Source organism: Raoultibacter phocaeensis (genome assembly GCF_901411515.1).
GTDB classification, from domain to species: domain Bacteria; phylum Actinomycetota; class Coriobacteriia; order Coriobacteriales; family Eggerthellaceae; genus Raoultibacter; species Raoultibacter phocaeensis.
This window is the reverse complement of record NZ_CABDUX010000001.1, coordinates 1,480,144-1,504,589: the sequence shown is the minus strand read 5'-3', so window position 1 is coordinate 1,504,589 and position 24,446 is coordinate 1,480,144. Positions and strand designations below refer to the sequence as shown.

General features: G+C 62.1%; 17 protein-coding genes. 2 read left to right on the top strand and 15 right to left on the bottom strand.

Going from position 1 to position 24,446, the window contains the following annotated elements; translation table 11 throughout:
- Window positions 1-14: 14 nt before the first annotated feature.
- The 15 genes from FJE54_RS05890 to FJE54_RS05825 form a co-directional block, all read right to left on the bottom strand.
- Entirely contained in the window at window positions 15-278 is a 264-nt protein-coding gene (locus tag FJE54_RS05890) for a hypothetical protein (protein WP_139651777.1), read from the bottom strand.
- 53 nt (window positions 279-331) lie between these two features.
- Window positions 332-643 (bottom strand): hypothetical protein, encoded by a 312-nt coding sequence (locus tag FJE54_RS05885; protein WP_139651776.1) that lies wholly within the window; start codon window positions 641-643, stop codon window positions 332-334.
- A gap of 42 nt (window positions 644-685) precedes the next feature.
- Window positions 686-844 (bottom strand): DUF5679 domain-containing protein, encoded by a 159-nt coding sequence (locus FJE54_RS15975; RefSeq protein ID WP_180326591.1) that lies wholly within the window; start codon window positions 842-844, stop codon window positions 686-688.
- The gene (locus FJE54_RS05880; RefSeq protein ID WP_139651775.1) at window positions 841-1,176 is read right to left on the bottom strand and encodes a hypothetical protein; all 336 of its coding nucleotides are present in this window, start codon (window positions 1,174-1,176) and stop codon (window positions 841-843) included. The genes FJE54_RS15975 and FJE54_RS05880 overlap by 4 nt, the downstream gene beginning before the upstream one ends.
- A gap of 47 nt (window positions 1,177-1,223) precedes the next feature.
- Window positions 1,224-2,003, bottom strand: a complete 780-nt coding sequence (locus FJE54_RS05875; RefSeq protein WP_139651774.1) for a class C sortase — start codon at window positions 2,001-2,003, stop codon at window positions 1,224-1,226.
- Complete coding sequence (locus tag FJE54_RS05870; protein ID WP_139651773.1) at window positions 1,996-2,916, bottom strand: class C sortase; 921 nt, start codon at window positions 2,914-2,916, stop codon at window positions 1,996-1,998. Before FJE54_RS05870 ends, FJE54_RS05875 begins: the two co-directional genes overlap by 8 nt.
- 17 nt (window positions 2,917-2,933) lie before the next feature.
- Window positions 2,934-4,352 (bottom strand): SpaH/EbpB family LPXTG-anchored major pilin, encoded by a 1,419-nt coding sequence (locus FJE54_RS05865; RefSeq protein ID WP_180326590.1) that lies wholly within the window; start codon window positions 4,350-4,352, stop codon window positions 2,934-2,936.
- 135 nt (window positions 4,353-4,487) lie between these two features.
- Window positions 4,488-8,951, bottom strand: coding sequence for a carboxypeptidase-like regulatory domain-containing protein (locus tag FJE54_RS05860; RefSeq protein ID WP_180326589.1), 4,464 nt, complete (start codon window positions 8,949-8,951; stop codon window positions 4,488-4,490).
- Window positions 8,932-9,489 (bottom strand): Rrf2 family transcriptional regulator, encoded by a 558-nt coding sequence (locus FJE54_RS05855; RefSeq protein WP_180326588.1) that lies wholly within the window; start codon window positions 9,487-9,489, stop codon window positions 8,932-8,934. Before FJE54_RS05855 ends, FJE54_RS05860 begins: the two co-directional genes overlap by 20 nt.
- Before the next feature lie 388 nt (window positions 9,490-9,877).
- Window positions 9,878-10,732 (bottom strand): tyrosine-type recombinase/integrase, encoded by an 855-nt coding sequence (locus tag FJE54_RS05850; RefSeq protein WP_180326587.1) that lies wholly within the window; start codon window positions 10,730-10,732, stop codon window positions 9,878-9,880.
- 416 nt (window positions 10,733-11,148) lie between these two features.
- Window positions 11,149-11,817 (bottom strand): hypothetical protein, encoded by a 669-nt coding sequence (locus FJE54_RS05845; RefSeq protein WP_139651768.1) that lies wholly within the window; start codon window positions 11,815-11,817, stop codon window positions 11,149-11,151.
- A 649-nt stretch (window positions 11,818-12,466) separates the two neighbouring features.
- Window positions 12,467-13,465, bottom strand: coding sequence for an Abi family protein (locus tag FJE54_RS05840; protein ID WP_139651767.1), 999 nt, complete (start codon window positions 13,463-13,465; stop codon window positions 12,467-12,469).
- A 6-nt stretch (window positions 13,466-13,471) separates the two neighbouring features.
- The gene (locus FJE54_RS05835) at window positions 13,472-14,176 is read right to left on the bottom strand and encodes a hypothetical protein (RefSeq protein WP_139651766.1); all 705 of its coding nucleotides are present in this window, start codon (window positions 14,174-14,176) and stop codon (window positions 13,472-13,474) included.
- Complete coding sequence (locus tag FJE54_RS05830) at window positions 14,173-15,636, bottom strand: site-specific integrase (RefSeq protein ID WP_139651765.1); 1,464 nt, start codon at window positions 15,634-15,636, stop codon at window positions 14,173-14,175. The genes FJE54_RS05835 and FJE54_RS05830 overlap by 4 nt, the downstream gene beginning before the upstream one ends.
- 323 nt (window positions 15,637-15,959) lie before the next feature.
- Window positions 15,960-17,078 (bottom strand): IS1249 family transposase, encoded by a 1,119-nt coding sequence (locus FJE54_RS05825; protein ID WP_139651764.1) that lies wholly within the window; start codon window positions 17,076-17,078, stop codon window positions 15,960-15,962.
- Between the two features lie 986 nt (window positions 17,079-18,064).
- Here FJE54_RS05825 and FJE54_RS05820 point away from each other — a divergent pair.
- Complete coding sequence (locus tag FJE54_RS05820; RefSeq protein ID WP_180326586.1) at window positions 18,065-22,615, top strand: cell wall-binding repeat-containing protein; 4,551 nt, start codon at window positions 18,065-18,067, stop codon at window positions 22,613-22,615.
- A 493-nt stretch (window positions 22,616-23,108) separates the two neighbouring features.
- Window positions 23,109-24,284, top strand: coding sequence for a PucR family transcriptional regulator (locus tag FJE54_RS05815; protein WP_139651762.1), 1,176 nt, complete (start codon window positions 23,109-23,111; stop codon window positions 24,282-24,284).
- The last annotated feature ends 162 nt before the right edge of the window (window positions 24,285-24,446 follow it).

The following is a 24,446-nucleotide window of genomic DNA, read 5'->3' as shown; positions in this document are numbered from 1 at the left end:
CCCGGGCGGGTCCTCTACAGGTACGCCCCGTAGGTCGCCATGATGCCCGCGAACACGACGGCGTAGAACGCGATCCACGCCACGATGCCGATGGCCATGCCCACCGCCGAGCTCACGATGGCCGACTTCTTGACCGCCGGGGCCTTGTCCTTGTTGACGAGCCAGGCGACGAGCACGCCGATGAGCATGAGGAAGAAGCCGAGGGCTCCGTAGCCGAACTTCGCCCCTCCCGAAAGGGCGGGCATCTCGACTTGGTACTGCATTGGTTCGTTCTCCATTTGGATCTTCTCCTTAGTTTCGCTTGTCAGATCGGTTCTCTGCGCTCCGGCGCCTAGTCGAGGATCGCGGCCGTGCAGGACAGCAGCTCGGACGCCGCGATCCCGGCGAGCGCGAACGCGTTCAGGATGCAGCCGATCGCCGCGGCGCCGGCGGCTTCGTGCGCGGCACCGACCGACCTGGATCGGCCGACGAGCCACGACGCGAGCACGCCTGCCGCGGACAGGGCCAGCCCGAGCGCGAAGAACGCGGCCCTGGCGGCCGTCGGCATGCGCGCGGGCGCCGCCTCGGGGGCGGGCCCTTCGCGCCCCGGCTCCTCGGGCTCCTCGGGTTCCAGCTCGACGAGCAGCCTCGACTCGTTCTCCACGTCTCCTCCTTCGAGGGCTCCGGGGCGGGCCCGGGGCCCCGGCTACTTCCCGTCCGGCACCGCGCCGATGCGGCAGATCGTGGATCCGCAGGCCGGGCAGGTCCCCTTCATGATGTCCTTGCCGTTGCTCGTCTTCCCCGCCTTGGGGTCGAGCATCCGCTTCTTCTCCTTGCACTTCATGCAATACGCTTCAATCGTCATTGCTTGCCCTTCCTTTCTTCTTCCACGTTGCCGGCGCCGTCCGGCGCTTGGCCTTCCTCGATGCGCGCGAGCCAGCGCCTGCCCCTCGAGGTGATGCGGTACGCGTTCTCCCTCTGCCCTCCGTTGGGGAAGTACCGGGCGTGCACCGCGAGCATCCCGTCGGCCTTCAAGGCCCTGAGGCTACAGCGCATGCGGCACTCGGTCGTGCCGAGTGCCTCGCTCAACGCCGAATAGGACAGCGATATCGAGCGGGCGTCGGCCCCCCTGCTCCTCAAAAGGCCGAGCACTCGGGCCTTCCTCTCGTCGAGCTCCCTCTCTGCGGTCCTCGCCATCTCTCCTCACTCCTTACGCGATCGACTTCCTGCACGGTCGGGAGCCCTCATTGCACCCGCTCGCAGCGCACGAGGTAGCGCTGGTAGTTGTACGGGGGAGGGTGGCAGGTGACCAGGGTCACCAGGTCCCTCCCGGGCTGTATGAGCACGGCGTCCCGGTCGCTCGGGTCGATGATCTCGATCTCGGCGACCTCGTAGGCGAGCTCGCCGAACGGGTTCGTCACGTAGACCCGGTCGCCGGGCTCGAGCAGCTGGACGTCCCGGAACATCGCCGCCGTCGACATGCCCCGGTGGCCCGCGATGACGGCGTTCGTGTCCGGGCCCCCGATGGGGACGGACGTCTCGCCGAGCAGCGCCGCGCCGCGCGCCATGTTCTCCGGGCTCGCGCCCAGGTACACGGGGACGAGCAGGTCCATCTTCGGCACCTCCAAATACCCGATCATATCCTCGTCGAAGCCGTAGCCCGCCAGGTCTATGGCGGGCTGCTCGTACGAGAACGGGTCCCGCAGCCCGTCCTGCCCCTCGGCGAAGATGCGCTCGTTGTAGGCCCTCAGGTCCGCCAGCAGCCGGTCCAGGTCGCGCCCCGATGCGCTCGCGCCGCCCGGGCCCGCCCCGCCGTACTCGGCGTCGTAGCGGGCGACCGCCTGCTCGGCGCCGGCCCGGTAGAGCGCCTGCATGGCGAACGGGTAGCCGATCGCGCCGACGCCCGCCGCGATCAGGAGGACGGCGAGCGCGAGCGTCGCCGCGCTCCTCCGCGGCGCGTCCGCGCGGCTCGGCGGCGTGCGCCGCGCGCCGTGCCGCGCCGAGCCTCTCTCCCGCCTATCCAACCCGGCCCCTCCCCGTCCGCCACACCGCCGCCGTGGCGGCGGCCCAGCCCGCGAGCAGCAGGAGCGTCCACCAGGGGAAGGGGTTCGCGTACGCCTGGTCGGCGACGGCCCCCTCGGCCTCGTAGGGCACCCGGGTCCCGCGCACGAGCAGCCGGTGCGAGTTGATGCCGTAGGGGGTGCAGGTGACGAGCGTCACGTGGTCCTCGCCTTCGGCGCGCGCGAGCCCCGCCGTGTCGGAGGGCTCCACCACCGAGATCCGGTCCACCTCGTAGGCCAGCGTCCGCCCGTACACGCGCACGAAGAAGCGATCGCCCTCGGCCAGCTCGTCGAGGTCGTCGAACAGCCTCGCCCCCGGCAGCCCCGTGTGGGCCGACAGCACGCTGTGGGCGCCCTCGCCGCCGATCGGCAGCGAGGTCTGGGGCAGGTGCCCTGCGCCGAGCCGGAGCACCCGCTCGCTCGTCCCGTGGTAGACGGGGAGCTCCACTCCGATGGACGGGATGGACAGGTAGCCCATGATCCCGTCGTACACGTCGAGGATGCCCGCGTAGTCCTCCGCGAGCGACCCCGACCCCTTCTCGGACGAGGCAGGCGCCCCGCCCGAGAAGGGGTCGGCGGGCGTCGCCGCCGCGAGCCCCTCGTTGTAGGCCTGCGCGAGCGCGAGCTGGGCCTCCTGCTCCTGCGAGGGGGCCTCCTCGACCGCCTGCAGGTACGTGCGGACGCTCGCCTGCTGCCCCTCGCGCGCCTGCCACTCCGCGAGCGAGGGGTAGGCGAGAAGCGCTGCGCCCGCGAGCAGCAGGAGCGAGAAGGCGAGGTTGGCCAGGCGGTTCCCCGAGGGGCGCCGCCCGGCCCGGGCGCCTGCGCCCTGCGGGCCCGGCCGGACTTCGTTCGTTGCCTGTTTGGCCGGTCGCCTCACGGACGCGCCTCCTCGGCCTACGCGGCGCTGCGCTTGCGGGAGCGCACGACCAGGTACACGCCGCCGCCGATGAGCAGGATGCCCGCCGCGGCGAACGGGATCACGCCCATGCCGCCGGTGATGGGCAGCAGGAAGGCGTCCTCGCCCTTCATGGTGTTGGTGATGGACAGCTCAACGTCGTAGCCGCCGTCCTTGGCGACCGTGAACTCGGTGTAGGTGCCGTCGGCCGGGGTCTCGTAGCCGGCGGGCGCCTTGACCTCCTTCAGGTAGTACGTGCCCTCCGCGAGGTCCGCGAAGGCGATCTTGCCGTTGGCGTCGGACGTCTGGGTGCCGAACGCGGCGACCTTCACGTAGTTGCCGCCCGCATCCTTGGTGTAGAGCTCGAACTCGGCGCCCGCGAGGACGGCGTTGTCCTTCTTGTCGACCTTGGTGAGGTCGAGGTCGCCGAAGCCGATCTCGGGATCGATCGGCGGGTTCGGGCCGTCGGGGCCGTCGGGGTCGACGGGGTTGGTGCCCGAGTCGCCGCTCACCGTGGCGCCGAGCGAGTTCGTGTAGTCGACGTGCGCCTGGTTCGGGATCGGGTTGCCGTCGATGGCGACGATCTCCGTTTGGAACTTCACCCAGATGGAGTCGCCCGCGGCGACGGCCATGCCGTTGAGCGCGGCCGCGTCGATGGTCCAGGTGACCTTCGCCCCGTCGATCGCCTCGGTGAAGGCGACGTCCGTGGCGCCGGGCTGCGTGGCCCCCACGCCGACGGTCGCGGAGCCCGCCACGTAGGCGAGGCGGCTGTCGATCGTGTCGCTGATGACGAGCTTCTTGCCCGTTTCGTAGTCCTCGGGCACGCCCATCTTCACGTACCAGTCGACCATGTCGCCCACCTGCGCGCCGGGTTCGACATGCCCGCCCTTGTCGACGGGCGGGGCGCCCTCGACGGTGTTCTTGGGGTACACGTGCACCGTGCTCGCCAGCGTGCCGTTGATGTTCATGGGCAGGCGCACCAGGAACGGCGCCGCCTTCGTCGCGACCGCGAGGTTGTCGGTCTCCTCCACGTAGTACAGGCCCTCGTCGAGGCCGGTGAAGCTCGCCGTGCCGTCGGCGGCCGTCGTCTCGGCGCCGACCGGAGCCGCGCCGGCGCCGAGGTAGGCGTCCTTGTTGGCGGCGACCTTCTCGGCCGTGATGTCGGCGTCGGCCTCGTGGCCGGCGACGACCTTGTAAGCCTTGAACTCGACGTTCTCCAGCGGCTGGGCTCCCGCCGGGGGCGTGATCTCCGTGCCGTCGCCGGCGGTGCCGCCGGTCCAGCTCGTGTCCTGGTACTTGTGCACCTCGATGCCGTACGTGCCGGCGCCGAACGCGGCCGCCGGGAGCATCAGGCAGGTCATGGCCGCGGCGAGCGCGAACGCCGCCGCCCGCTTAGGTAGCGATGATGTTTTCATCATGCCGCCTCCTCCTTCGTTTCGTTGTCGTGTCTCTCTTCGCGCCTGCGGCGCCTCCGAGGGCCGCAGGCCTTCCATGTGATCGCCGGGTCGTCAGCCTCCTCGACGGGCACCACCTCCTTACGGACGCTCCGACACCTAGCGGCTGCGGGGGAGACGGTTGCGGCGCAGCCGCAGCGCGAGCGCCGCTCCCGCCATCAAGGCTATGCCCGCCGCAGCGAAGGGAGCCGCGCCGGCCCCGCCCGTCACCGGGAGCTCCGTCGGGTCGGAGATGGGCCCAAGGTCGACGAACCCCGCGTTGACGTGTCGCACGTCGAAGCGCTCGAACGAGACAGCCGTCTGGGCGGTGGCGGGATCGAACTTCGACGAGTCGGGGTCGGCCGGGTCGCCCGACGCCACCAACTCGTAACGGCGGGCAGGCTCCTTAGCCACTTCCAGCGCATAGGCGCCGTGGCTGGGCACGGCCAGGTCGTACGTGCCGTCTTCGGCCGTGACGGCCGACAGCTCCTCGCCGGTCACGGCGTTCGTCGTGGACACTTTCGCGCCGGCCAGCGGCGTGCGCTCCTCGACCGGGGCGGCGGGATCCGCCAGGGTCGAGGCGGCAGGCTGCGACCAGGCGTAGCCGGTAGCGTGGAAGTCGATCAGCGTGTAGGAGTTGAGGGCGCCGTAGCCGCCCGACCCCTTGTACCAATCGGCGGAATCGCCCATCTTGAAGTTGTAGTAGATGCCTCCGTAGGCGATGAGGTCCCCAACTTCCGCCTTAAGCTCGCTCTCGTAGCCGATAACGGGGAAGCGCTTCTCGCGGGGAGCAAGCTCGGGGATCTCGATGCGGATCATCGTAACCGCCGACCAATCGGACACGGCGGAGGCGTCCACGTACGTGCCGACGAATGCGCCCGTCAGGTCGTACGCAGGCGCAGCATCGGTCGAATACGTGACGATCGCGCCGTCGCCCGCGTTGGACACCGGGCCGGTCAGGCTCAGGGAGCAAGCCGAGGGCGACGATTCCTTCGTCACCAGCCCGGAGCCATCCTGTGCTTGGTACTTCACGATCGAACCCTCCTTGGGCACGGGAACGTACACCACCCAGTCCTTGGTGGGATGGTCGATGTGCGATACGATCGAGAGCCGCTGCCCGAACGGGTCGTTGTCGTGCCCCTCCACGTCGACGGACGCGGTCGCATCCGCAGAGGCCAGCGAGTTCGCGCCCACTTCGGTGGCCTCCAGTATCTGGAAGTTCGCCCTGTAGGGGGAGGAGAGGTGGAGCTGCGTGCCGCCCGGCAATCCCAGGTCGCCTGTGTCGTCGGGAACCGTGTTCTGCAGGACGACGGGGCTGTAGCCCGCCTCCGGCTCGCCCGTGCTCTCGTTGAAGTCGGTCCAGACCTCGCTTACGGGCGTGTAGCCCGAGCCGGGGGTGGCCCAGGGTGCCGCGCGCAGGTCGAACTGGAACCTGGTGAGGGTGTCCGTGCGGGAATCGGACTTCGTCCCTACGGAGTCGAGCACGTAGTCGGGGAGGACCACCTTGACTATCGTCGAGCCGTCGGAAGCAACGTGCGTCGTCACTTCGGGATCCCCGAACGAGATGGCGCTCCCCCCGGTCGCCTTGAACGTGCTGTCTTGGAAGGAATAGGAGCTGTCTACCCTGAAGTAGTACACGGGGTTCTTGATCTGATACTCCCCGCCGTACGTCACCGAAGGCTGCGCTCTCACGGTGCAGGTGAACGAATCACCCTGGTAAACCTTGTACGAGGAGGTGAAACCCTCGAACTCGTTTCCCGTGAGGTATGCCGTCGCCTTCGATGAGAACGAGACGCTCGCCCCTTGACGTTCGTACGCGGGCAGGTCGTCGGCTGAGCAGGTGGCCACAATGCGGCACGATGCCGCCGTCGCGGGGAACTCCTCGCCGGAGAAGAACCTGTGCGGATACGTGTCGCCGTCCGGCGTCGTTATAAGACTGACCGTGCACGCGCTATAAGCATCGTAGTATTTATCGGTCGGGACAAGCCTCAGGGAGGTCAGGTACTCGTTCTCAGAGAGCACGCCGGTAAGGTCTACCGTAAGGCTATTGCCGCCCGCCTCGCGCTCTTCGGAGTGCAGGTTCGTCGTATACACGCATTTGAATCGGAATCCGTTGCCGCCCGTGTCGATCTTCTTTACCAGGGAGAGCAGCCGGGAATCGGTTCCCGCAAAGTCGATGGACATGTTCCAGTACTGCTTTTTCCCGGTGCCCGCCGCAAGCTCGACCTTCCCGACGACGGCGTTTCGCTTCTCGTCGTAGGAGCCGAGCCATTTGGGCATGTCGTCCGGGGAGAACGTGGAGGCGGAGCTGTCCGCAACGTTCATGATCTGCTCCGAAGACGCGCGCACGAACTTCGTGCCTGCGGCCCAGCTGCGATCGGGCGCCCCGTCGGCAGAGAACGTCGCGCCCGTTGAGAAGACGCGCCCCTCCAGGTCCGTCCCGTCCGACGGAAGGGTGGCAGGCACGCGGCTGCTGGATTTCAGTTTGACATCGTAGGACAGGTTTATCCCATCGAGCGTCCCGAAGTCGATGGCGAGCCCTGTGAGGTACTCTCCTTCGGCCAAGGGGATGGGCACCTCGACCTCGTCGATCAGACCGCCGATGTCGGCGACCCTGATGGAGCCCGTAGCGCCCGAGCTGGTCGCGTATTCGACGAGCTGCTTGTTGGAACCTCGCGTCATCCTGATCATATCGCATACGCCGAGCACGGCTGGATCATCTATGGCGAGCCTCGCGTTCTGGTACAGCATGGTCGAGTTCGAGCCCTTCAGCGTGTATTGCGCTACGGTTTGATCAGACTCGCCGATGATCGGCTGGCTTTCTCCCTGCCAGTCGATGAACGAGAGGTCGTCGCTCGCGACTCTGATGGATTGCTGGAGGTTAAGGCTGGCGTGGCTCGCTTCGGGCTCGGACGTCCCCGAGGCGGTAACGCCGTAGTAGGCGCTCGCCCCCAGAGGGGATCCGTCCGCGTACGCGGTTCTGACGTCGACGACGAACCCGCTTTCCGTCTCGTACCTCGAACCGCCGACAGGCCCGCGGTAGATGGCTTTGACGACCCATTCGCCGTCGGGCGAGAGCGACGGTATCTCGGCGGCTTCGATCTGCCGGCCCAGATTGGTCTCGTAGTTCCAGTCGACCCCGTCGCCGTCGGGCTGCCCGCTTTTCAGGATGACTTCGTCCGTGATGGTGTAGATCACCTCGGCCTCTTTCATCCAAAGGACGGAGGCGATATGGTCGGGCGGCGCTACGTAGCACGTCACGCTCGCCTTCACGTCTTTCTCGCCCGTTCTTGCTTGCTGCTGGAAATGCGCGGAATCCCAAGAGGCGTTTATCTTCCTCCCCGACACGGCCGTGTCTAGCTTGAGGGTTTTGCCCGCGCTCCAATCGACCGTCGAGTCGTCCCGTGCCGACACGATATCGAGATCCGATAGGTACACTTCGTTGGAATACGCCCTGTCGGAATGGTAGCGCAGCTGATACGAGACCGATTTGTCTCCTCTATAAGCCGGGTTAAAGGAGCTCTCGTATTTGTCGGGCTTGTAGTAGAAATGATCCTGATCCTCCCCGACAAGCTGGGGATTCCCTCCGAACGAAACGTTGACCACGGCATCGAGGTCGAACACGTCACCGGACGACGTTTTCAATTGTTTAGGGACTGCGAGCGCGAAGTCGGCATCGGTGGCAGTCAGCTTTCGCTTCGACAGATCGAGGGTGTACTCCACGTTCGCCGAACCGGACGATCCTTTGACGGCATCCGCGGTAAGCGATGGGTTCTTCACCGAGACCGTATAGCCCGGAGCAGGAAGCTTTTTCGTCTTCATTTCGAACGTGCTCGACTCAACAGGAGTCGTTGCCCCCTGGGCTGTGTAAGAATTGATCGCGAAGGGGGAGACGACATCCGCTTGGGATGCTTTTTGGTAAAGCTCGATGTCGCGTACGCGCAACTTGATATCGAAAATGGTGTCGAGGGAGACATCATCGTTCAAGGTGACCAGCAGCTTTTCGCTGTACGGCTCGCTGCTGACGACGCGTTGGACGGTCGCCGACTCCAAGGATTCGGGCCATGCCGTCATCGTGAACTCATAGGGAATCTCTATCTCGAACCAACGACCCGATGCGCTGGGATCGGGATGGTAGATGACCATGAGGGTGACGTCTTCTTGGAAAAGGTAGTTGTCCGCATCGACGCCCGCGTCGATGCTCGCCTGAGACAGGCGTATCTCGCCCATGCCGGACGCCGCTGTCGCAACGGCCTTTGCAGGGCCGGAGCCTTCCTCGCTGCCGCCCTCTGAAGAAACCGTAGCCGGCTCTTGCGGCACGACATCGTCAGACTTCTCTGCAACTCCGTCCTCGTTCAGGCTTGAAGGCGGGGAAGCCTGCTCCGACTCGGCGTTGCTCTGCTCGGGTGAAACGCCCTCCGCGCTCTCGGGCGGAGCCGCCGAAGGGGCCTCGGAGGCGTCCGCCGCGTACGACAGCTGCACAGGGCCGGCGAGCGCGAGGGCGAGCAGGACGGCGAGCGCCGACCTGCCCGCCATGCTCGGCGAGGGCCTCTCCCTCCTTTTGCTAATCGTTGTCGGTCTCATAGTCCCTCTCCTTTCTTTTCGGTGGCTCTGGGATGCCCTGAACACGGACAGCGTGCGGGTCGGGCGCCGCGGCGCACGCAGGAAAGTCATCGGGGACGGCCGGGCCTTCCCGCCCGAACACCAGCCGCTCGAGCGTCGCCTCCCGAAGGATCCCGTCCACGCGGAGGTTCACGAGAGCCAGGGATCGCACGGCGAAGGCGAGCCTCTCGGCGCCCCGCTCGGAAACGGGGTCGGAGCCGAGCTTTCGGTAGGAAGGGGGCGCCTCGTGAGGGGTGCAGGAGATGGCGGCTTCGCGCTCGCCCATCGCCTCTATGATGTCGAGGAGGGAGACATCCTCGGCTGGCCCAGCCATGCAGTAGCCTCCCTCATGTCCTCGCGCCGAGCGGATCAGCCGAGCTCGGCGGAGCTTCGATACCACCTGCGCGATCATAGCTGCGGGTATTCCGGTGAAGGCCGCGATGTCCTTCGCGCTGCGCGTGCCGCCGTAAGAGGCGAGGCACAGGACGATGAGCACGGCGTATCTGGTCGTTGTCTTCAAAGTGCTGCTCGGCCTTCCCCGGGCTGCTACATAATGCCGATTATGTAGCAGCCGGAATGGGTGCGAAACGCCTCGGCGTTAAGAGCGTGCCGTTTCGAGGTTTGGGCAAAGGCATTTTTGCGCAGAGTTGCCCACCTTGATCGCCGAAGGCGAAGCAGCGATAGCCCCGTTTAGAGCCGGGGTCTAGTTGGCGTGCCCGAAGGCGGGAATCAACGCGTTGCCGGGCGCGCCTGTAAGGCTCCCGTTGAAAAAACGTTTTCTATTTGTCTAATCTTTTGATATGATGCCGGTAGCTTATATTTCGCCAAGGGTGCTCCATGGCGAAAAGACATACGAAATTCGAGCGGGCTGCTACATAATCGGCATTATGTAGCAGCCCGCTCGTTCGTCAGGCCACAAGGCCCAGGTGGGCCAGCTGCTGCCGGCACTCCCTCCCGGACGTCATGGTGTATATCTTGGTGGTGGCGAGGCTCGAGTGGCCGAGCACGTCGCTCAGGGCGCTGATGTCCTTGTGGGCCGAGTAGAACGTGCGGGCGAACAGGTGGCGCAGGTTGTGCGGGTAGACCTTCGCGGCGTCGACGCCGGCAGCCTCTCCGAGCGACTTCATCCTCTTCCACACGTAGGTGCGGTGCAGCGCGACGCCGTTTTTCGAGCGGAACAGCGCGCCGGAGCGGATGCCCTCCCGCTCGGCCAGGGCCTCGAGGCCCGATTTCAGCTCCTCGGGTATCCACGCTATGCGGGCCTTGCCCTTCATGTTGATGCTCACGAAGCCGTCGGCCAGCGCCTCCGCCGTCACGAACTTCAGCTCGCCGACCCGCATGCCGGTGGAGCACAGCGTCTCGAGCATGAGCTTCGCCTTGCCGTCGCCCTGTTCCTCGGCGGCCGCGAGGAGCTCGAGGTAGTCGTCCCTCGTGAGCTCCTCGCTGGTGCCGAGGTACGTGCGCCTCTGGATCCTCAGCTGCTTGATGGAGAGCTCGGGCTTGCCGAGGAACTTGAAGAAGCTGTTGGCGGCGGCGATCATGGAGTTGACGCTCGCCGGGGCGTAGCGCTCCACGAGGTCGGACTTGTACATGAGCGCCGACTTCTTGCTGAGGCTCGGCACGGGCGACGAGGACACGAACTCGAGCATGCGCCGCACGTCGCGGGTGTACTTGCTGACGGTGTTCGGCGCCAGCTCGCGCTCGACGAGCCAGTCGCGGTACCTGCCCAGCAGGGCGTTTTGGAACAACCGCGGGATTAGCATGGGCGACCTCCTTCTGTCGGTTTTTCGCGGCACCTGGGAGGCTACATCTTCGAAGCTGCTGGGTACATCGCGCAACATGGCTGCCGCGCCTTTTGCAGCCGGATATCCGCCGCTCGGTTACCACGCCGACAAGCAGCCCCGCGCCGACCTTGGAAGCACTTTAGCCGACGGGGACATGCGGTTGGAAACTTCATAATTTGGTTGAATGCCGGAGTAGCGCGGCGGAATAGGCTTCGGGGCAGAGGTAATCCCACCGATCGCGCCAGACTATGGCTGCCGTGCATCTTGACGAGTTCGGCACGAGCTCCGCAAGGGTTTCAGGCCGCGGTCTGCCGTCCCCGAAGCGAGGGCATCCTCCTGAAGCAAGATCCCGCCGGCCGCAGGGCCGACGGGATCTTTGCGGTGCCTGGCGAACATCACCCCCGCGGCTTGATGCGGGCCGTGTCGCCGCGCACGTAGTTGTTGGGGTTCCAGCTGAAATCGCCGCCGTGGTCGTACCAGGCCACGTAGGGCATGTCCGGGTATGCGACCTTGCGCCTGCCGTCCGGCATGTCGACCCACACGGGGATGCGGCCCTCGTCAGGTTGACCGAATCCCACGACGGGGAACGCCTCCCACTTCTCGCGCACGCCGTCGCGCAGCCACACCTCGTCGCCCAGCCGCAGCTCGCCCACGGGAACCTCCACCGAGTCCAGGAACCCGCCGAGCCGCAACCGCTCGGGCATGGCCTCGTCGAAGGCGCGCAGCATCTCGTCGAAGTCGTACACCAGCTGCTCCTCGCAGCCGGCGCTCTCGTGGATGCGGTCGACGATCTTCCAGCCTTCGATGACGTAGATGCCGTTGTCGCCGGGGTCCATGCGCCTGTCGGTGGTGTACCTGCCCAGGCCGAGCGAGAGCGATCCCCCGAAGAAGTTGCCCATCACCTGGCACAGGCGCGCCCAGCCGTAGTCGTCCTCGCTCGGCGGGCAGTAGCCTTGCAGCTCGCAGTACCTGAGCAGCGGGCCCACGGTGTCGCGCCCCCCGTTCCAGTGCAGGTAGAGCCCGAACTTGCGCTCGCGCGTGGTGATGACGGCCTGATTTCCCATGACGATCTCCTGTCGTTTCGCGGCGCCCCTCCTTTTCCGGGGCGCCTCCTCGGGGATGCGTCCGCCCGGTGCCGTCTCGGGGAGCAAGGGGGAAAGCGAAAAACCGCAGGCCTGAGCTTCCGCTGGGCAATACAGGTTTCAGGCGAAAGGTTTTTCGCGGCCCTTGCTTCCCGAGACGGCACCGGGCAGCATGCGCCCGAGGCGGTGGCCGGGGGAAGGAGGGGCCGGGTCAGGAGGAGTGCCAAGGGAGGCGGGCATCGCCTTGCGCTGGCGAGGCTTTGGGACATCGGGGACGCCGGACACGAGCCCCTGGCAGGTGCGCAGGCGCAAGGACGGCGACGGCGTTGTCCGGAGAGACGAAAGCACGTGGCTTGACTACAGGCAGATTCGATCGTTTGAGTACGACAGGGGCGAGTGGTACTTCCGGGGAGCTAACGCACGACATGGCGGGCGGCAGCCTCCTTGCACCATTCCAGGAAAGGGTCCGCGCGGAGATCGGGCTTGGCGATCTTCAGGAGCGGCGACCAGCCGGGAGTCCGGCTCTATACCGCGGAAGATGCCCACACAAAATCGGGGCAGAACTGCTTTCGCAACTCTGCCCCGCAAAAACGCCTGAAACGCTTTTTTTATCTGAACTCATTATGGCACGCTAGAACCATGCGTCAAGGAGTTTTTCCAGAAAGTCAAACGAGGACCGGATCGTGTCGTTCTTCTCGTAATACTCAGAATGCTCGCCTATCTTCCCTTTGAGTTTCGCCATCGACTCCTTCGCGTTCTCCCAGCACGTGTCGCCGACGACGAACCGGTTGTACGCCCATAGGAACGTCGCCATCTGCTGCAGGCGGGGGTTCCTCATCTTGGCCGAACGCGCGCGCTTGCCGAGACTCGTTCTCGCCACCGCCGCGCTCACCGTCTTCGATGTGGCGAGAGGGGTGCTCTTTTCGCGAAGGCCCACGAGCATGTTGGACGAGTGGGCGGCGGAGTTTCTCAATGCCTTCACCTGCCGCAGTAAGTAATGCTCCTCGGCCATGGCCTGATCGCCCCATCTCTGGGAGCAGAAGAGGTAGAAGTCGATGAGAGTGCCAAAGCTGACCAGCTCGAGGAGCACCCACACCGGCATGTCGTCGCAGTACTTCTCTACCAAATCGGAGCTGCACGGGTCAAAGCGCGCCATGCCCAGCTCTCGCTCTCGGCGCTTCCTTTCGGCAGGAGTGAGATGCGACAGGTAGTCAGCGACTATCGAGTAGCCGTCCTCTCCGGCATTCGATCCCACTCGGCTCACAACCTTCACCTTGGCGAAATGCTCGATGTCGAGGGTCATGGGCAAGAACGCGTAGCGCATGTGCTGGTCAACGGATGCGAGGTCTTGAAGATAGGCGAACTCCAGATTGGCGTACTCCCCATCGCGCGCTCCTCCGTCCCTGAGCGGGAAGAGCTTGCGGTAGGAGATGAGCTTGAAGAAGGTGTTCTTGTCCGCAAGGTAGAGCATGGCCTCAGCCTCGCTCGTGATGTTGAACCCTACCCCCTTCCTCTTCAGGTGATCGATCTGGGCTTCGGGATCGAGTTTCGGTTTGGCGTGCTCCATATGCGCGTCGGCCTTTCGCGGATCCGCTCCCGCCCTCGTCGTGCGTTTAGATTGCGGCTCCATTATAAGCTACTCCTCCCACGACCACGATCCGTAGGCGCCGTGGTCGGCACCGGCGAGCAGCTGGCTCCGCTGATGCTCCTCCATCGCCGAGGCGTCGGTGCTATGGAACGGGCACGAGCCGCACTTGTACCCGTGGACCCAGCGCGTTTCTGGAGGCTCCGGCTGGGCGGGCTCCGAAGGCGGCGGGACGGGCTCGGGCTGCGGATCCGGCTCCGCCGGCGAAGGGTCGGACGCTGGCTCGGCAGGCGCGGAGGAGGAAGGAGCCCGCGAGGGCTTGCCTTCAGCTGGCGCCCGCTTCGCAGGAGGAGAGGGCGAAGCCGCTGCAAGCGCTTCGAAGCCCTCCTCCTGCAGGCTCTGTTCTTCGCTTTCGATGGCTCCGTCCAATCCGGCCGGCTGTGCCTCAGCCTCGGGCCGATCCTCGTCTGCAATGTGAGAGGTGCTCTTGGCAACTCCGTCCTCGACCGCCTCTTTCGTTGGCGTCTGACCCAGGATTCGGTCCCCCTCCGTCCGCACAGAGCCCTCGCTATCGACAGGGGCCTCGAAAAGGACAGCCACGGCGATCACGGCGCACAGCAGCACGGCACCCGCGAGAATCGCCGCGCACCTCTTGCAGGTGCCTTTCCGGAACAGTCCTTTTTTCTCCGCAGGGGCGCCGTCCCGCCCGCATCCCTCTCCCTTTGCGATCCTTCTCACATCACCACTTCCTTTCATGTATCGAGCTTACACGTTTCGCCACCCCCGATGGCGGCCCTATGCCACGCGGCTCCCCGGCCCCCTCCGCCCGGGTCGCCCACGCCCGTCGGAGCTTGGACGGCTGCCGGGATCCCGATCGGCGCGGTAGGCGGAGCGGGGAGCACTCCTTGCTGCTGGAGCGCTTGCAGGAGGTCGACGAGCTGGGCGAGCGCCCCTAGGTCAAGGTTCGCGGGAAGCGCGGGGGTCGGCATGGCCGGTGCCGTCACCTCGCCTCTGACAAGCTTCGCGAATCCCTCGGCGGCTTGGTACTCGTTTTCCAGCATGGGGTGCGTGTAGTACTTCAACGATGTCCTCGGATCCGAGTGCCGCAGCCTCGACTGGAGGGTCCTGGCATCGACCTTGAGCACGCCGACCAGCTCCGTCGCCTGGATGTCGCGGAACATGTTCGGGCACAGTCCGACGTAGCCGCGTCCCCTCGTGATCGTCTTCCCATCCCGCTCGAACGTCTTCGTCACGACCGTGTACTCCCCGAAGCCGTTGTCGACGCAGAAGTTCCTGAACCAGCGACCGTAGTTGGTCGGGTCGAACCGGCCGCCAAGGCTGTTGGAGGCGATGGGGGTCTCGGGGGTCTGCTCCACCCCGATTCTCTCCAGCTCGTCTTTCTGGATCCTCTTCCAAGTGAGGAGCATCGCAAGCAGCTCGCTGTCGATCACGACCCAGTCGCGGCTGGCCCTGCTCTTCGGCCTCCTCAGCTGCAAGTCATTGGAGTATTGCTCGCCGATGAAGAGCCGGCTGGCCTCCTCGTCGAGGAATTTCCAGCTCGACCCGTACATCTCGGCGGGCCTGATGCCGGTTCTCAGGAGCATCTGGGCCCCGATCACCTCGCCGCACATCGGTAGGGTGCGCAACGCCGTGTTGAACTTCACGAGCCTCTCTGGATCGAGGTAGTCCTTCGGCTCCGGCTCCGGCTTGGGCACCACGACGTCGTCGGCCGGGTTTCTGCGGATCTGCCCCTCCTTGACCGCCTCCTTCAGTATCTGGCGGAGGCGCTTGTTGATCTGGTACAGTTCCTTGTCGAACCTGCCGGAGTCCCTCGCGTCCTTGTAGGCGGTTTTGATCACGCCGACCGTCAGGTTCTTCAGCTTGACGTTCGGAAAGAGCCTCTGTATGTTGCGCACGTCGGATCGCTCACGGTCGGCGGTCCTCGGCGAGCCGTGGGTGCCCTCCCTCAGCAAAAGCCATCTCTCTGCGTAGGCGCCGAGGTAGGCGACATCCTTGTCGGGAATCCCGTACTCCTCCAGCTCGATCCGGTAGGCCTCGAACTGGCTTCGCGCTTCCCACTCCTCCTCGCAGTAGAAAGTGCGCTTGGGAGTGTAAAGGTACTTGCCCGGGCGGTCAGAGTCGGGGCCGAGCGAGAAGCGGCCGCGCCATACGCCGTCGGCGACGTGCTCGAGATGTCCTTTCCCCTTGATCTTCATGTTCCCCGAACTTGCCTCTCGACCTCTTGCGGACAACCGCGATTTTCTTTTACCCGCAGAGTGTATCGCGGTAAAAAATAGGGTCAAAAGCGCTTGGCAACCGAAGTCAATTCAATTCAAATTAGCTTAATGAACTGGGGAAATTTAATAATGATTGATGGTTCGTTTTTCAGGTTTACGTTACCTGGAGGTGCTCGTAATGCGTAGGTCAGCGGTTCGAATCCGCTCGTTGGCTCCAGAAAATGTGCAGGTCAGTCAAGGAAACTTGGCTGGCCTGTTTCTTTGTTTTAGGCTTATAGGACAAAACGTGTGCCCTAGCTTTATCAGTCGTAGTCCATCTTATAACCCCCACTCGAATGAAGCTCGTGCCATGCGACAGCAGTTCCCCATTGGGCGATTGCAGATTCGGTGTCGTTTGATCCTTCAAGCGAGCGATACAGATCGGCTATGGAGCCATCGGTTGGCATCTCTTGCAAGATGGCCGCTGCCGAGGGCGGGTTTTCGGTATGCATGAGGCACCACCACGACACGGCCTTGATACGTCTGTCGATCTTCATGCCGCGGTGGCATCGAAGCATCGCGCGCAGCTGTGCATTCACCCCGCCTTCGATCAGGTTCGTGGTAGCAGGAACGCCGCCTTGCTCGAGCAGGCTCTCATCGATGTAGGTGAACAAGACGTTTGCACGGACAAGCTTCTCGAGTCCTCTCCGGGCGCGTCTGAGCCTTTCGTGCCTGTACTGCATCCTCCCCTCAACCATGGTCTTCTGCTTGAGATAGCTCTCCCACCGCGAGCACCACATGGCAAACTCCGCCGTCCATGCCGCGGCTCCGTCGGCGTCGGCAACGTGCAAAAGACCCTTGGCGACGCCGTAGAGCTCGACTCCCGCCTGAAGCTTCGGTCTTGTCGTAGTTTGCCGTTTCACCTGGCAAAAGGCATGGAAGGTGCATCGCTGCACGCGGGTATGCGGCCACACCGCACGTCGCGCCTTCTCGAATCCGCTTCCCCCGTCGGTCGCTACGACATCGGGCGGAGCGATACGGGCCATGAGGGCCGCCCATGCGCCTGAGTTCTCGCTTCTTGCCGCATGCCATCCGATAACGTGGTCTTTCGTGCAGGCGATGAGCACTACGGCATTTCTGCCAAGCCAAATCCCGTCTACGTATACGACGTGGTGGATCTCGTCGCACGCAGGGGCTATCGGCCATATCTTCCAGAACCTTTCGGCCGCTCTTCTGAAGCTGCGTCCCTGCCCCGGCATCCCGGCTTGGGTCTTTGCAGACAAGAGCCACCCGAGAAAGGCGTCGAGCTTCTTTGCGCCGCTGTCTATCTTGCGCGTTTTAGTCGCCTTGCAGGACATGCACTGCCACCTCTGGGAGCCGGCAGCGGTCTTGCCATGGCGCTTCATATTGCCCCCGCACACAGGACATCTTTGGGAAGTCATCGCCCTATTGAACCAAAAAGCGACCCGAGTGCGGGGCTTAAGTGCTCCGACCTGCGCTGTCAAGCGGATTCGGGGCACACGTTTCGTCCGACCTCGAAGTTGCGCCGAGACAACTCCACGACCAAAAACAACTCTTGCATCAGCGATTACACGGTGATTCGGGGCACACGTTTTGTCCTATAACCCGTAAAATATGATCAATGAGGTCATATACACAGTAAACACACGGTTTTTAGCGCCCTCGGAGCCCGTAAATGCCACTGCACGAAGCGCGCAATAACGCGGCATAAACGTGCACGGACGATTCATGCAATGCTCCAATCGAATGAGTGGCCATGCCCTCATGCTCACCATGGGGGGCAGGCGACACGACGATGGCGGACTCTGGCGTCTGGACGATACGGGGGACAGCCGAGAAGAGGGATGCGCCAGATCGAGCATGCCTATCAGCAGCGATAGAAGCGGGGGTCCGGAAGACTGCGTCTACCAGGCCGTAGCCGAGCCATTTGGAGACGACTCGCGGATCGCCGCGGAGAAAGTCGCAGCCACAAACGAACCGGGCGTACACGTCGAGGCCTATCGAAATAACATAGTACATGAGCGAGCCCCTTCCGTTCATGTGGAATCTGGCCATGAGCCTAGTATCGGCCCTGATCACGAAATGAATACCAGCACGAGCAGGAGCCCACGATGCTTTACTCATATCGCCTCTAGAACCATCGCCCATCGGACGCAAACACCACCGACCGAAGCATTTATCGCGATCCTGTTTCGAAGTCTCCGACCGTAAGCTCCGAGAAGCGTTTCTTGAAAAAAGAAAACCCTTTCCAACCTGACAGCCCAATCGTCTATTGCGCTTATCATCGTATCGAGAGCTTCCACCAGATCAGTCAAAAAATACCGCCAGCGCGCTCTATAGCAATCAATGGGTATCTTTATACTGTATGATGCTGAATGATTATAGCGAACACACTAAAGGGGATAATATGAGGAGCGCAAAACACTTCAAGACACCTCTACTTGTATTATTTAGCGCATGCCTTTTGATAGGCGGTATTTGCGCGAATACCGCCTCTGCATATGCAGACATGGCTGCTGACAGTGGTTTTATCGTCCCGGTAAAACAGAAGACCAATGTGCCGGAAGATTATGTCGGCATCTACACGGCAGATGATTTGAATAGCGTACGCAACGATCTAAAATCCAATTATATTCTAATGGATGACATCGATTTATCTGGTTGGGGGAATTGGCAACCGATCGGATTGAGCGTTGACGCCTTAAACGCATTCGAAGGCCATTTTGACGGAAACGGTCATGTTGTGAAGAATATGACTATCAACGCAAGGGATACCGATTATTCTCTTCCCGCTTCCTCTCACAAAGACGGTGCTGCGCCTCATTTCGGTTTGTTCGCTCGTTTTTTCGACGAAGGAGTTTGTAATCTTGGAATGGTTAACTGCAGTATAACTATCGAGACGAAGTCAAAGGTTTTGGTCGGCTGTATCGCAGGTCGGGCGTCTAGTGATCTCAATGCATCACGCCAAGAAGGTTCGCTCGATAATTGTTACGCAAGCGGGGAGATTGCAGTAACGGGAAATTCCACCGAAGAATACAAATTCCCGGATGCTTACATTGGCGGCATCGCCGGAGCAATAGACAATAACGAAGTCAACTATTGTCGAAGCTCAGTCAATATCTCTGCCTCCATGTACAGCGTTAACGGTAACTACAGTTCAGGCGTCGGTGCTAGCGTCATCGCCGGCGGCATCGCGGGCAATAATGCCGCGTCTTCTTTTAGCTCCATAAATACTGGCTCTCTTTACGCAAAAGCTGTCTGCATCGAAGGCTCAACCAGTATCGATGCAGCTGGCATTAACGGTTCAGGCGATTGTAATCGCTGCATCAATGCAGGCGATATCACTGCAGAAACCACAGCAGGAGATCTAACGCTATGCCAAGTCAGAGGTCTTGCTAATTACTATAGCGCTTATGACAGTTGCAATATTGGCGATATATCCGTTTCAACTAATAAGGACTATCAATTCAAAGTCTCTGGTGCCTCTAACTTTTCTTACAGATGCTATAGCACAGGAAACATCACTACGTCGGGCCCCGTTTACGTCGATTATATCGGTGGTGCAGAAGAAACCGACTATTGGGGCAATCCTGGCCAAAGCTATTATCTGGATACGGCTGTGCTACAGGGGATATATGAAACGTCGACAGGAGTTCCACTCTCTTCAAATGCCATGCAGCAACAATCTTCATTCGTCGGTTGGGATTTCGAAACCGTATGGCAAATGGGCTCGGGTGACTACCCCTACCCCATCCTTCGCATGCTTGCTACTACGCCCCCCGACGACCCCGATACCCCGAAACACTTCGCAACGGATCCGCTCGTGCAGCTTGCAACCTGCGAGCTGGCTGCGTTCAATCCCGGTTCTTCGTGGGTTGGTAAGACGGTCGACGATTTCCTGGCGTCCGCCCCCTTCCAAGCGAACGACAAGGCGATCTGGAAAGGGCAGGACCAACAATACTCGGACTTCTTCTCTTCCGTACTGAAGGGCTACGAATTCGCAAGCGCGAACGGCGAAGGTCCGAAGAAGCACGTGGCTTTGAAAGACCCTGCTACGGGAGACATCGTCTTGGCGCTCGACCCGAAGGGCATCATCACCTACGCCAGCAGCTTCAACTCGCTTTTGCAGAGCGAAACAAAAGGGTGCTTCGACGGCGCCATGGAGGTGTGCCGAGAGGTAAAGAACGCCAATCCGGAAGCCCCGATCCATGTGACGGGCAGTTTCCTGGGCGGTATGGCGGCATCGTACGCATCGATCACGTCAGGCAGCCCTTGCAACGTGTTCAATGCTTCCGCCGGATACGGCGCCAAGCTATCCTGGCTCACGCAGGGCGAATTCGTGGACGGGAACAACTTCGAGGGGATCGACCGCCCTATATGCACCAACTACTACGCCTCTTCAATGAGACTTCTGTACGGGTATGGGACAGATGTTCTCTCTTCCGTTGAGGTGGATGCGAATCCAGGCGGATCGAAGTACCGGCTGAACTCGCTGTACGAAGCGGCGGAAGACGGTTTTGCGCTGTGCTCGGGAACTTCCATCTTTCCAGCTGCTGAGGCCAAAACCTTTTACGTTGCCGATGCGGAAGCCGTTCTGGAGTCAGTCAAGGAATCGGTCAACAACCTTGACAGCGGAAAGCCGGACCTTTCCTTCGCGACGAAGAACACCCAGATTACTTTGGGAACGACGGGGAAAGACGTAAAGCTGACGGGCATGGACGATGCCCTGGGTCCATACAATATGTTCCTTCCCCAGATCATGTACACCGGCTCTGGCCAAGGCGATACCATGCGCGGCGGCCAAACGGCCGACATCTTCGTTGCCGGCGCCGGCTCCTCCCGCTTCACGGGCAACGAGGGATCCGACCTGTACGTCATCGGCGACGGCGCCGACGTCCACATCAGCGACACGTGCGCGTCGGACGGAAACGTTCTCTGCAAGGGGCTTATGGGCGTCATGAAGACGATCGTTTTCACCAACCTCGAGCAGCCAAGCAAAGTAAAGGAAGGACTTGAAGACGTCCTCGACTCAGCGGTTGAGATCCTGACCGACACGAAGCAGGACACCATCGTATTTCGCAATTGCTCGTTCGACGATATGGAAATTTCGCTCGTTGACGCTTCGTTCCCGAACACCGATTACTACGAGATCAAGGCAGGCAGCAGCACCGTCCAGGTGCAAAAGCGCTTCTTCCTGAAGCGCGATTTCCTGCTTGTGGATGCCAGCGCTAGCGGCGAAAACGCCCGCAAGGCGGAGGGTAAGAACCTCGAGGCGTTGTACAAGGAAAAGAACGGAATTGCCAGAGAAGCCTCGCTTGGAGTATACGAAGCGGAGCCGACAGTAGACGCCTCCAACGTTGTCACCGTCCATCTCCAAGGCGTCGATGCGACAGTCAGCGTACGAGACGTAACAAGCGGCAACGAGCTCTTCGCGCTCAGCTCGGCCGAAGACCTCGACTATTGCGATGCATACGGAACCTACACCAGCTGCGCTGAAACGGGCTGCGTCGACGCAGCCTATGATGCCTCGAAAGTGAATATGGTTCTGACGGGCGGAGAGGTATCGCGCATCGCCACGAACACGACGGTAGGGGACATGGAGAGCAGCGTCTCCTACAGGGACTGGGTTTTTCCGAGCGAGCACAACGAGGTTGAGGTGAGAGCCGACGGCGAGGTACGACTCGTTGAGCACGCCAACGGGTCTGAAAATCAGCTTGGTACCGATACCGTTACGGCGGATGATATCGAGAATTCCACCTCGACAGAGGCGAAGGATATCGCTTGGGCGACCATTTCGGAAATACCGGATCAGATATGGACGGGAACCCCCATCGCCCCAACCATTGAGGTGTCTTACGAGGGGATGCCCTTGGAAGAGGGGATCGACTATAGCCTTTCCTTCGAAGGCAATGGAGGTGTTGGCAAAGCGACGGTTATCGTCATCGGCAAAGGACTTTTCACGGGAGAGAAGCGCCTTTCTTTCACCATTTACGCTCCCAATCCCGATCCCCAGCCACAGCCGGCTACCGTCTCCCGCCTCGGCGGCGCAGACCGCTATGCTACCATGGCGCTCGTCTCGCAGGCGGCTTTCCCTGAAAAAGGGTCGTGCGGGACGGTCATCGTGGCGCGCGGCGACGACTTCCCCGACGCTCTCGCGGCAGCGGGGCTCGCGGGCGTGCACGGCGGGCAGGTTCTTCTCACCCAGACGTCCTACCTGACGGCCGACGCCAAAGCGGAGATCAAGCGTCTAGGCGCGGATAGGGCCTTTGTGATTGGAGACAAACACTCCGTTTCAGACAAAGCTTTCGGCGAAATCAGATCCCTCGTCGGAGGAAACGCCTCCCGACTGGGCGGTGCCGACCGGTACGAGACGGCGCTCAAGATCTACAAGGCGGGATCGGGCGGCTGGGGGAAGACGGCCATCGTCGCAATCGGAACCAAGGCCCCCGACGCGCTTTCGGCCTCCCCCGTCGCCTACGCGATGAAAGCGCCGATCTTCCTCGCTGATGGAAACGGCAACCTCTCGCCAGCCGTGCTCGGCGAGATCGCGGGGGGAGGGTTCGACACCGTGCTCATCATGGGGTCGAAATACTCGGTATCCGCCTCTGCCGAGAATTCGCTGAAGAAGTTCGCCGACACGATCCGGTTCTCCGGCAGCGACCGGTACGAAACCTCGCAGCTCGTCGCCGACTGGGCCCTCCGCAACGGATTCACGTGCAGGAACGTCGTCGTAACGGCAGGATACGACGGCAAGTTCGCCGACGCCCTCGTCGCCTCGTCCCTAGGCGGGATGAGCGCATCGCCGCTTCTTCTGGCGGATAACGGCTCCGTCGCCGATCGGCAGATCTCGAAAGTGATAAAACCCAACAAGGGGAGCATCTCGAAAGCCTACGTGATCGGAGACAAAAACAGCCTCTCGAATGCAACCTATACAGCCATACAGAGGGCTGTCTCATGATAGACAGTTAAGGAAAACCTTAGATCGAACAGGTCAGTCAAGGAAACTTGGCTGACCTGTTTTACTTCTTCCTGCCGATACAGAACACGTACCCGGAGCACTCTTGGTACTTCGAGAACAGCTCCACTTCGTAGCGATTCTCCGCAACGAACGCCTCGACGGTTTCATTATCGGGATATCTCTCTTCAAAAGCTTCCCGAGCGCCGCTTCACGCGGGATGAGATACTCGTCCGTCCAGCAGGTTTCCGACAGCGAAAACCGCATCGTGCAGCACGCCGATATTGTGCTCGACCTAATCCAATCCGCTTCCGTCGCACGACTAGAATTAAGCAAGTCGAGTACGGATGGCTGGTCGTCTTTCATAGTGCATAGCTCCTCTCGCGAGCATTTGATCATTCTCAGCATATCGCTCCTCGGACACCGCACACCGTAGCATCAATGGGTATGATGAAGCAAGACAGCCCGTCTGCCAACCAGCCTGAAAGGAGTCCGCATGATCACGGTTGCAGACATACTCGCGCTCCCCGCCTTCGAATGGGTAGAACCCATTGCGCGCTGCCCCGGTGCCGAAGCGCGCGAGGTGCGCAACGTGGGCATCCTCGACTGCTCCCCCGACAAAGATGACGGATACCTGTCCTATATACCCGGCGAGTTCATCGTAACGAACCTTGGTTTCGCCCAAGATGATCCCGAGCTGTCCGAACGATCGCTCTTGGTTTTGATCGAGCGCGGCGTATCGGCTATCGCCTTGAAAAAAGTGTACCGCCCCATCGTAAGCAAGCGCGTCTGTGCGGCCAGCCTTGAGGCGGGCGTGCCCCTGTACTTCTACGACGGAGGCTACCATGAAGTAGTGGCTTATCAGGCGCTTGACCTCATCGGCCGCGATGGCGAGCAGTCAAGTAAAGGACGCATTCTGGACAACCTGCTTTCAGGCCATGATCCCCAAGCAACGCGTGCGGCTCTCTTCGAGCTCGCAGGCACTACGGGATCGACCATGCAGTGCATCGCCGTTGCCCCTCGTGCACTCGATGATTGCTCGCTGTACGCAACGCTTGATGCACTCGCTGCCGTACTGGTCGATTTCCAATACGATTGGGATGTGGTGGATACGGCGTTCGCCTTTCGCTACCACGGCGCGCTGCTCGCATTCGTTTCCTACACGCAGCCGCCTGCACGCGTCCGTTCACGTTCAGAGGGCGATCTTATCGCACGCATACTCGCCATAGGCCCGGTAGCGCTCGGGGTAGGCGAGGAAACGCCGCTCTCTGACGGCGACATAAGCGTACGTGAAGCGCTTGCCGCGGTCAAAACCGCGCGCATCGAGGGAGACGACGTCGTGCGTTGGGCCGATTTGCACCATGACGCTTTTCGCGCCGCAGCAAATGAAAGCCGTCTGTTTTGGCGTACGGCGGCGCTACATCGCGCTCTTCTTGAAGAATGCGACGATGCCAACGGCACGGAGCTTGCGATGACCTGCGAAGCCGTAGCGCGAGCGTACGGCGATGTGCGCCGTGCAGCCGAAACCCTCCACCAGCACCCGAACACCATTCGCTACCGTTTGCGCAAGGCGAAAACGGTGCTGGGAATGGCCGATTCCCCCGATCGGGAATTTGTTTTCTTGCTGGGTCTCGTATTTTTAGATCAGACGAATCCCCTCGTACAGCACTGAGCAACCTGCAAAAGTAGACGGCCTCAAGCCGCGTCTTCCACAGCGCTCGCACATTCCCGAATAGTACACTCCCGTTTTGTCCAATCGGACAAAACGAATGGCCGAGCTTTTCCGATTGTCTCAAAGCTCCTTTCTTTTCGACGCATAAGCTAAGGGCATCGA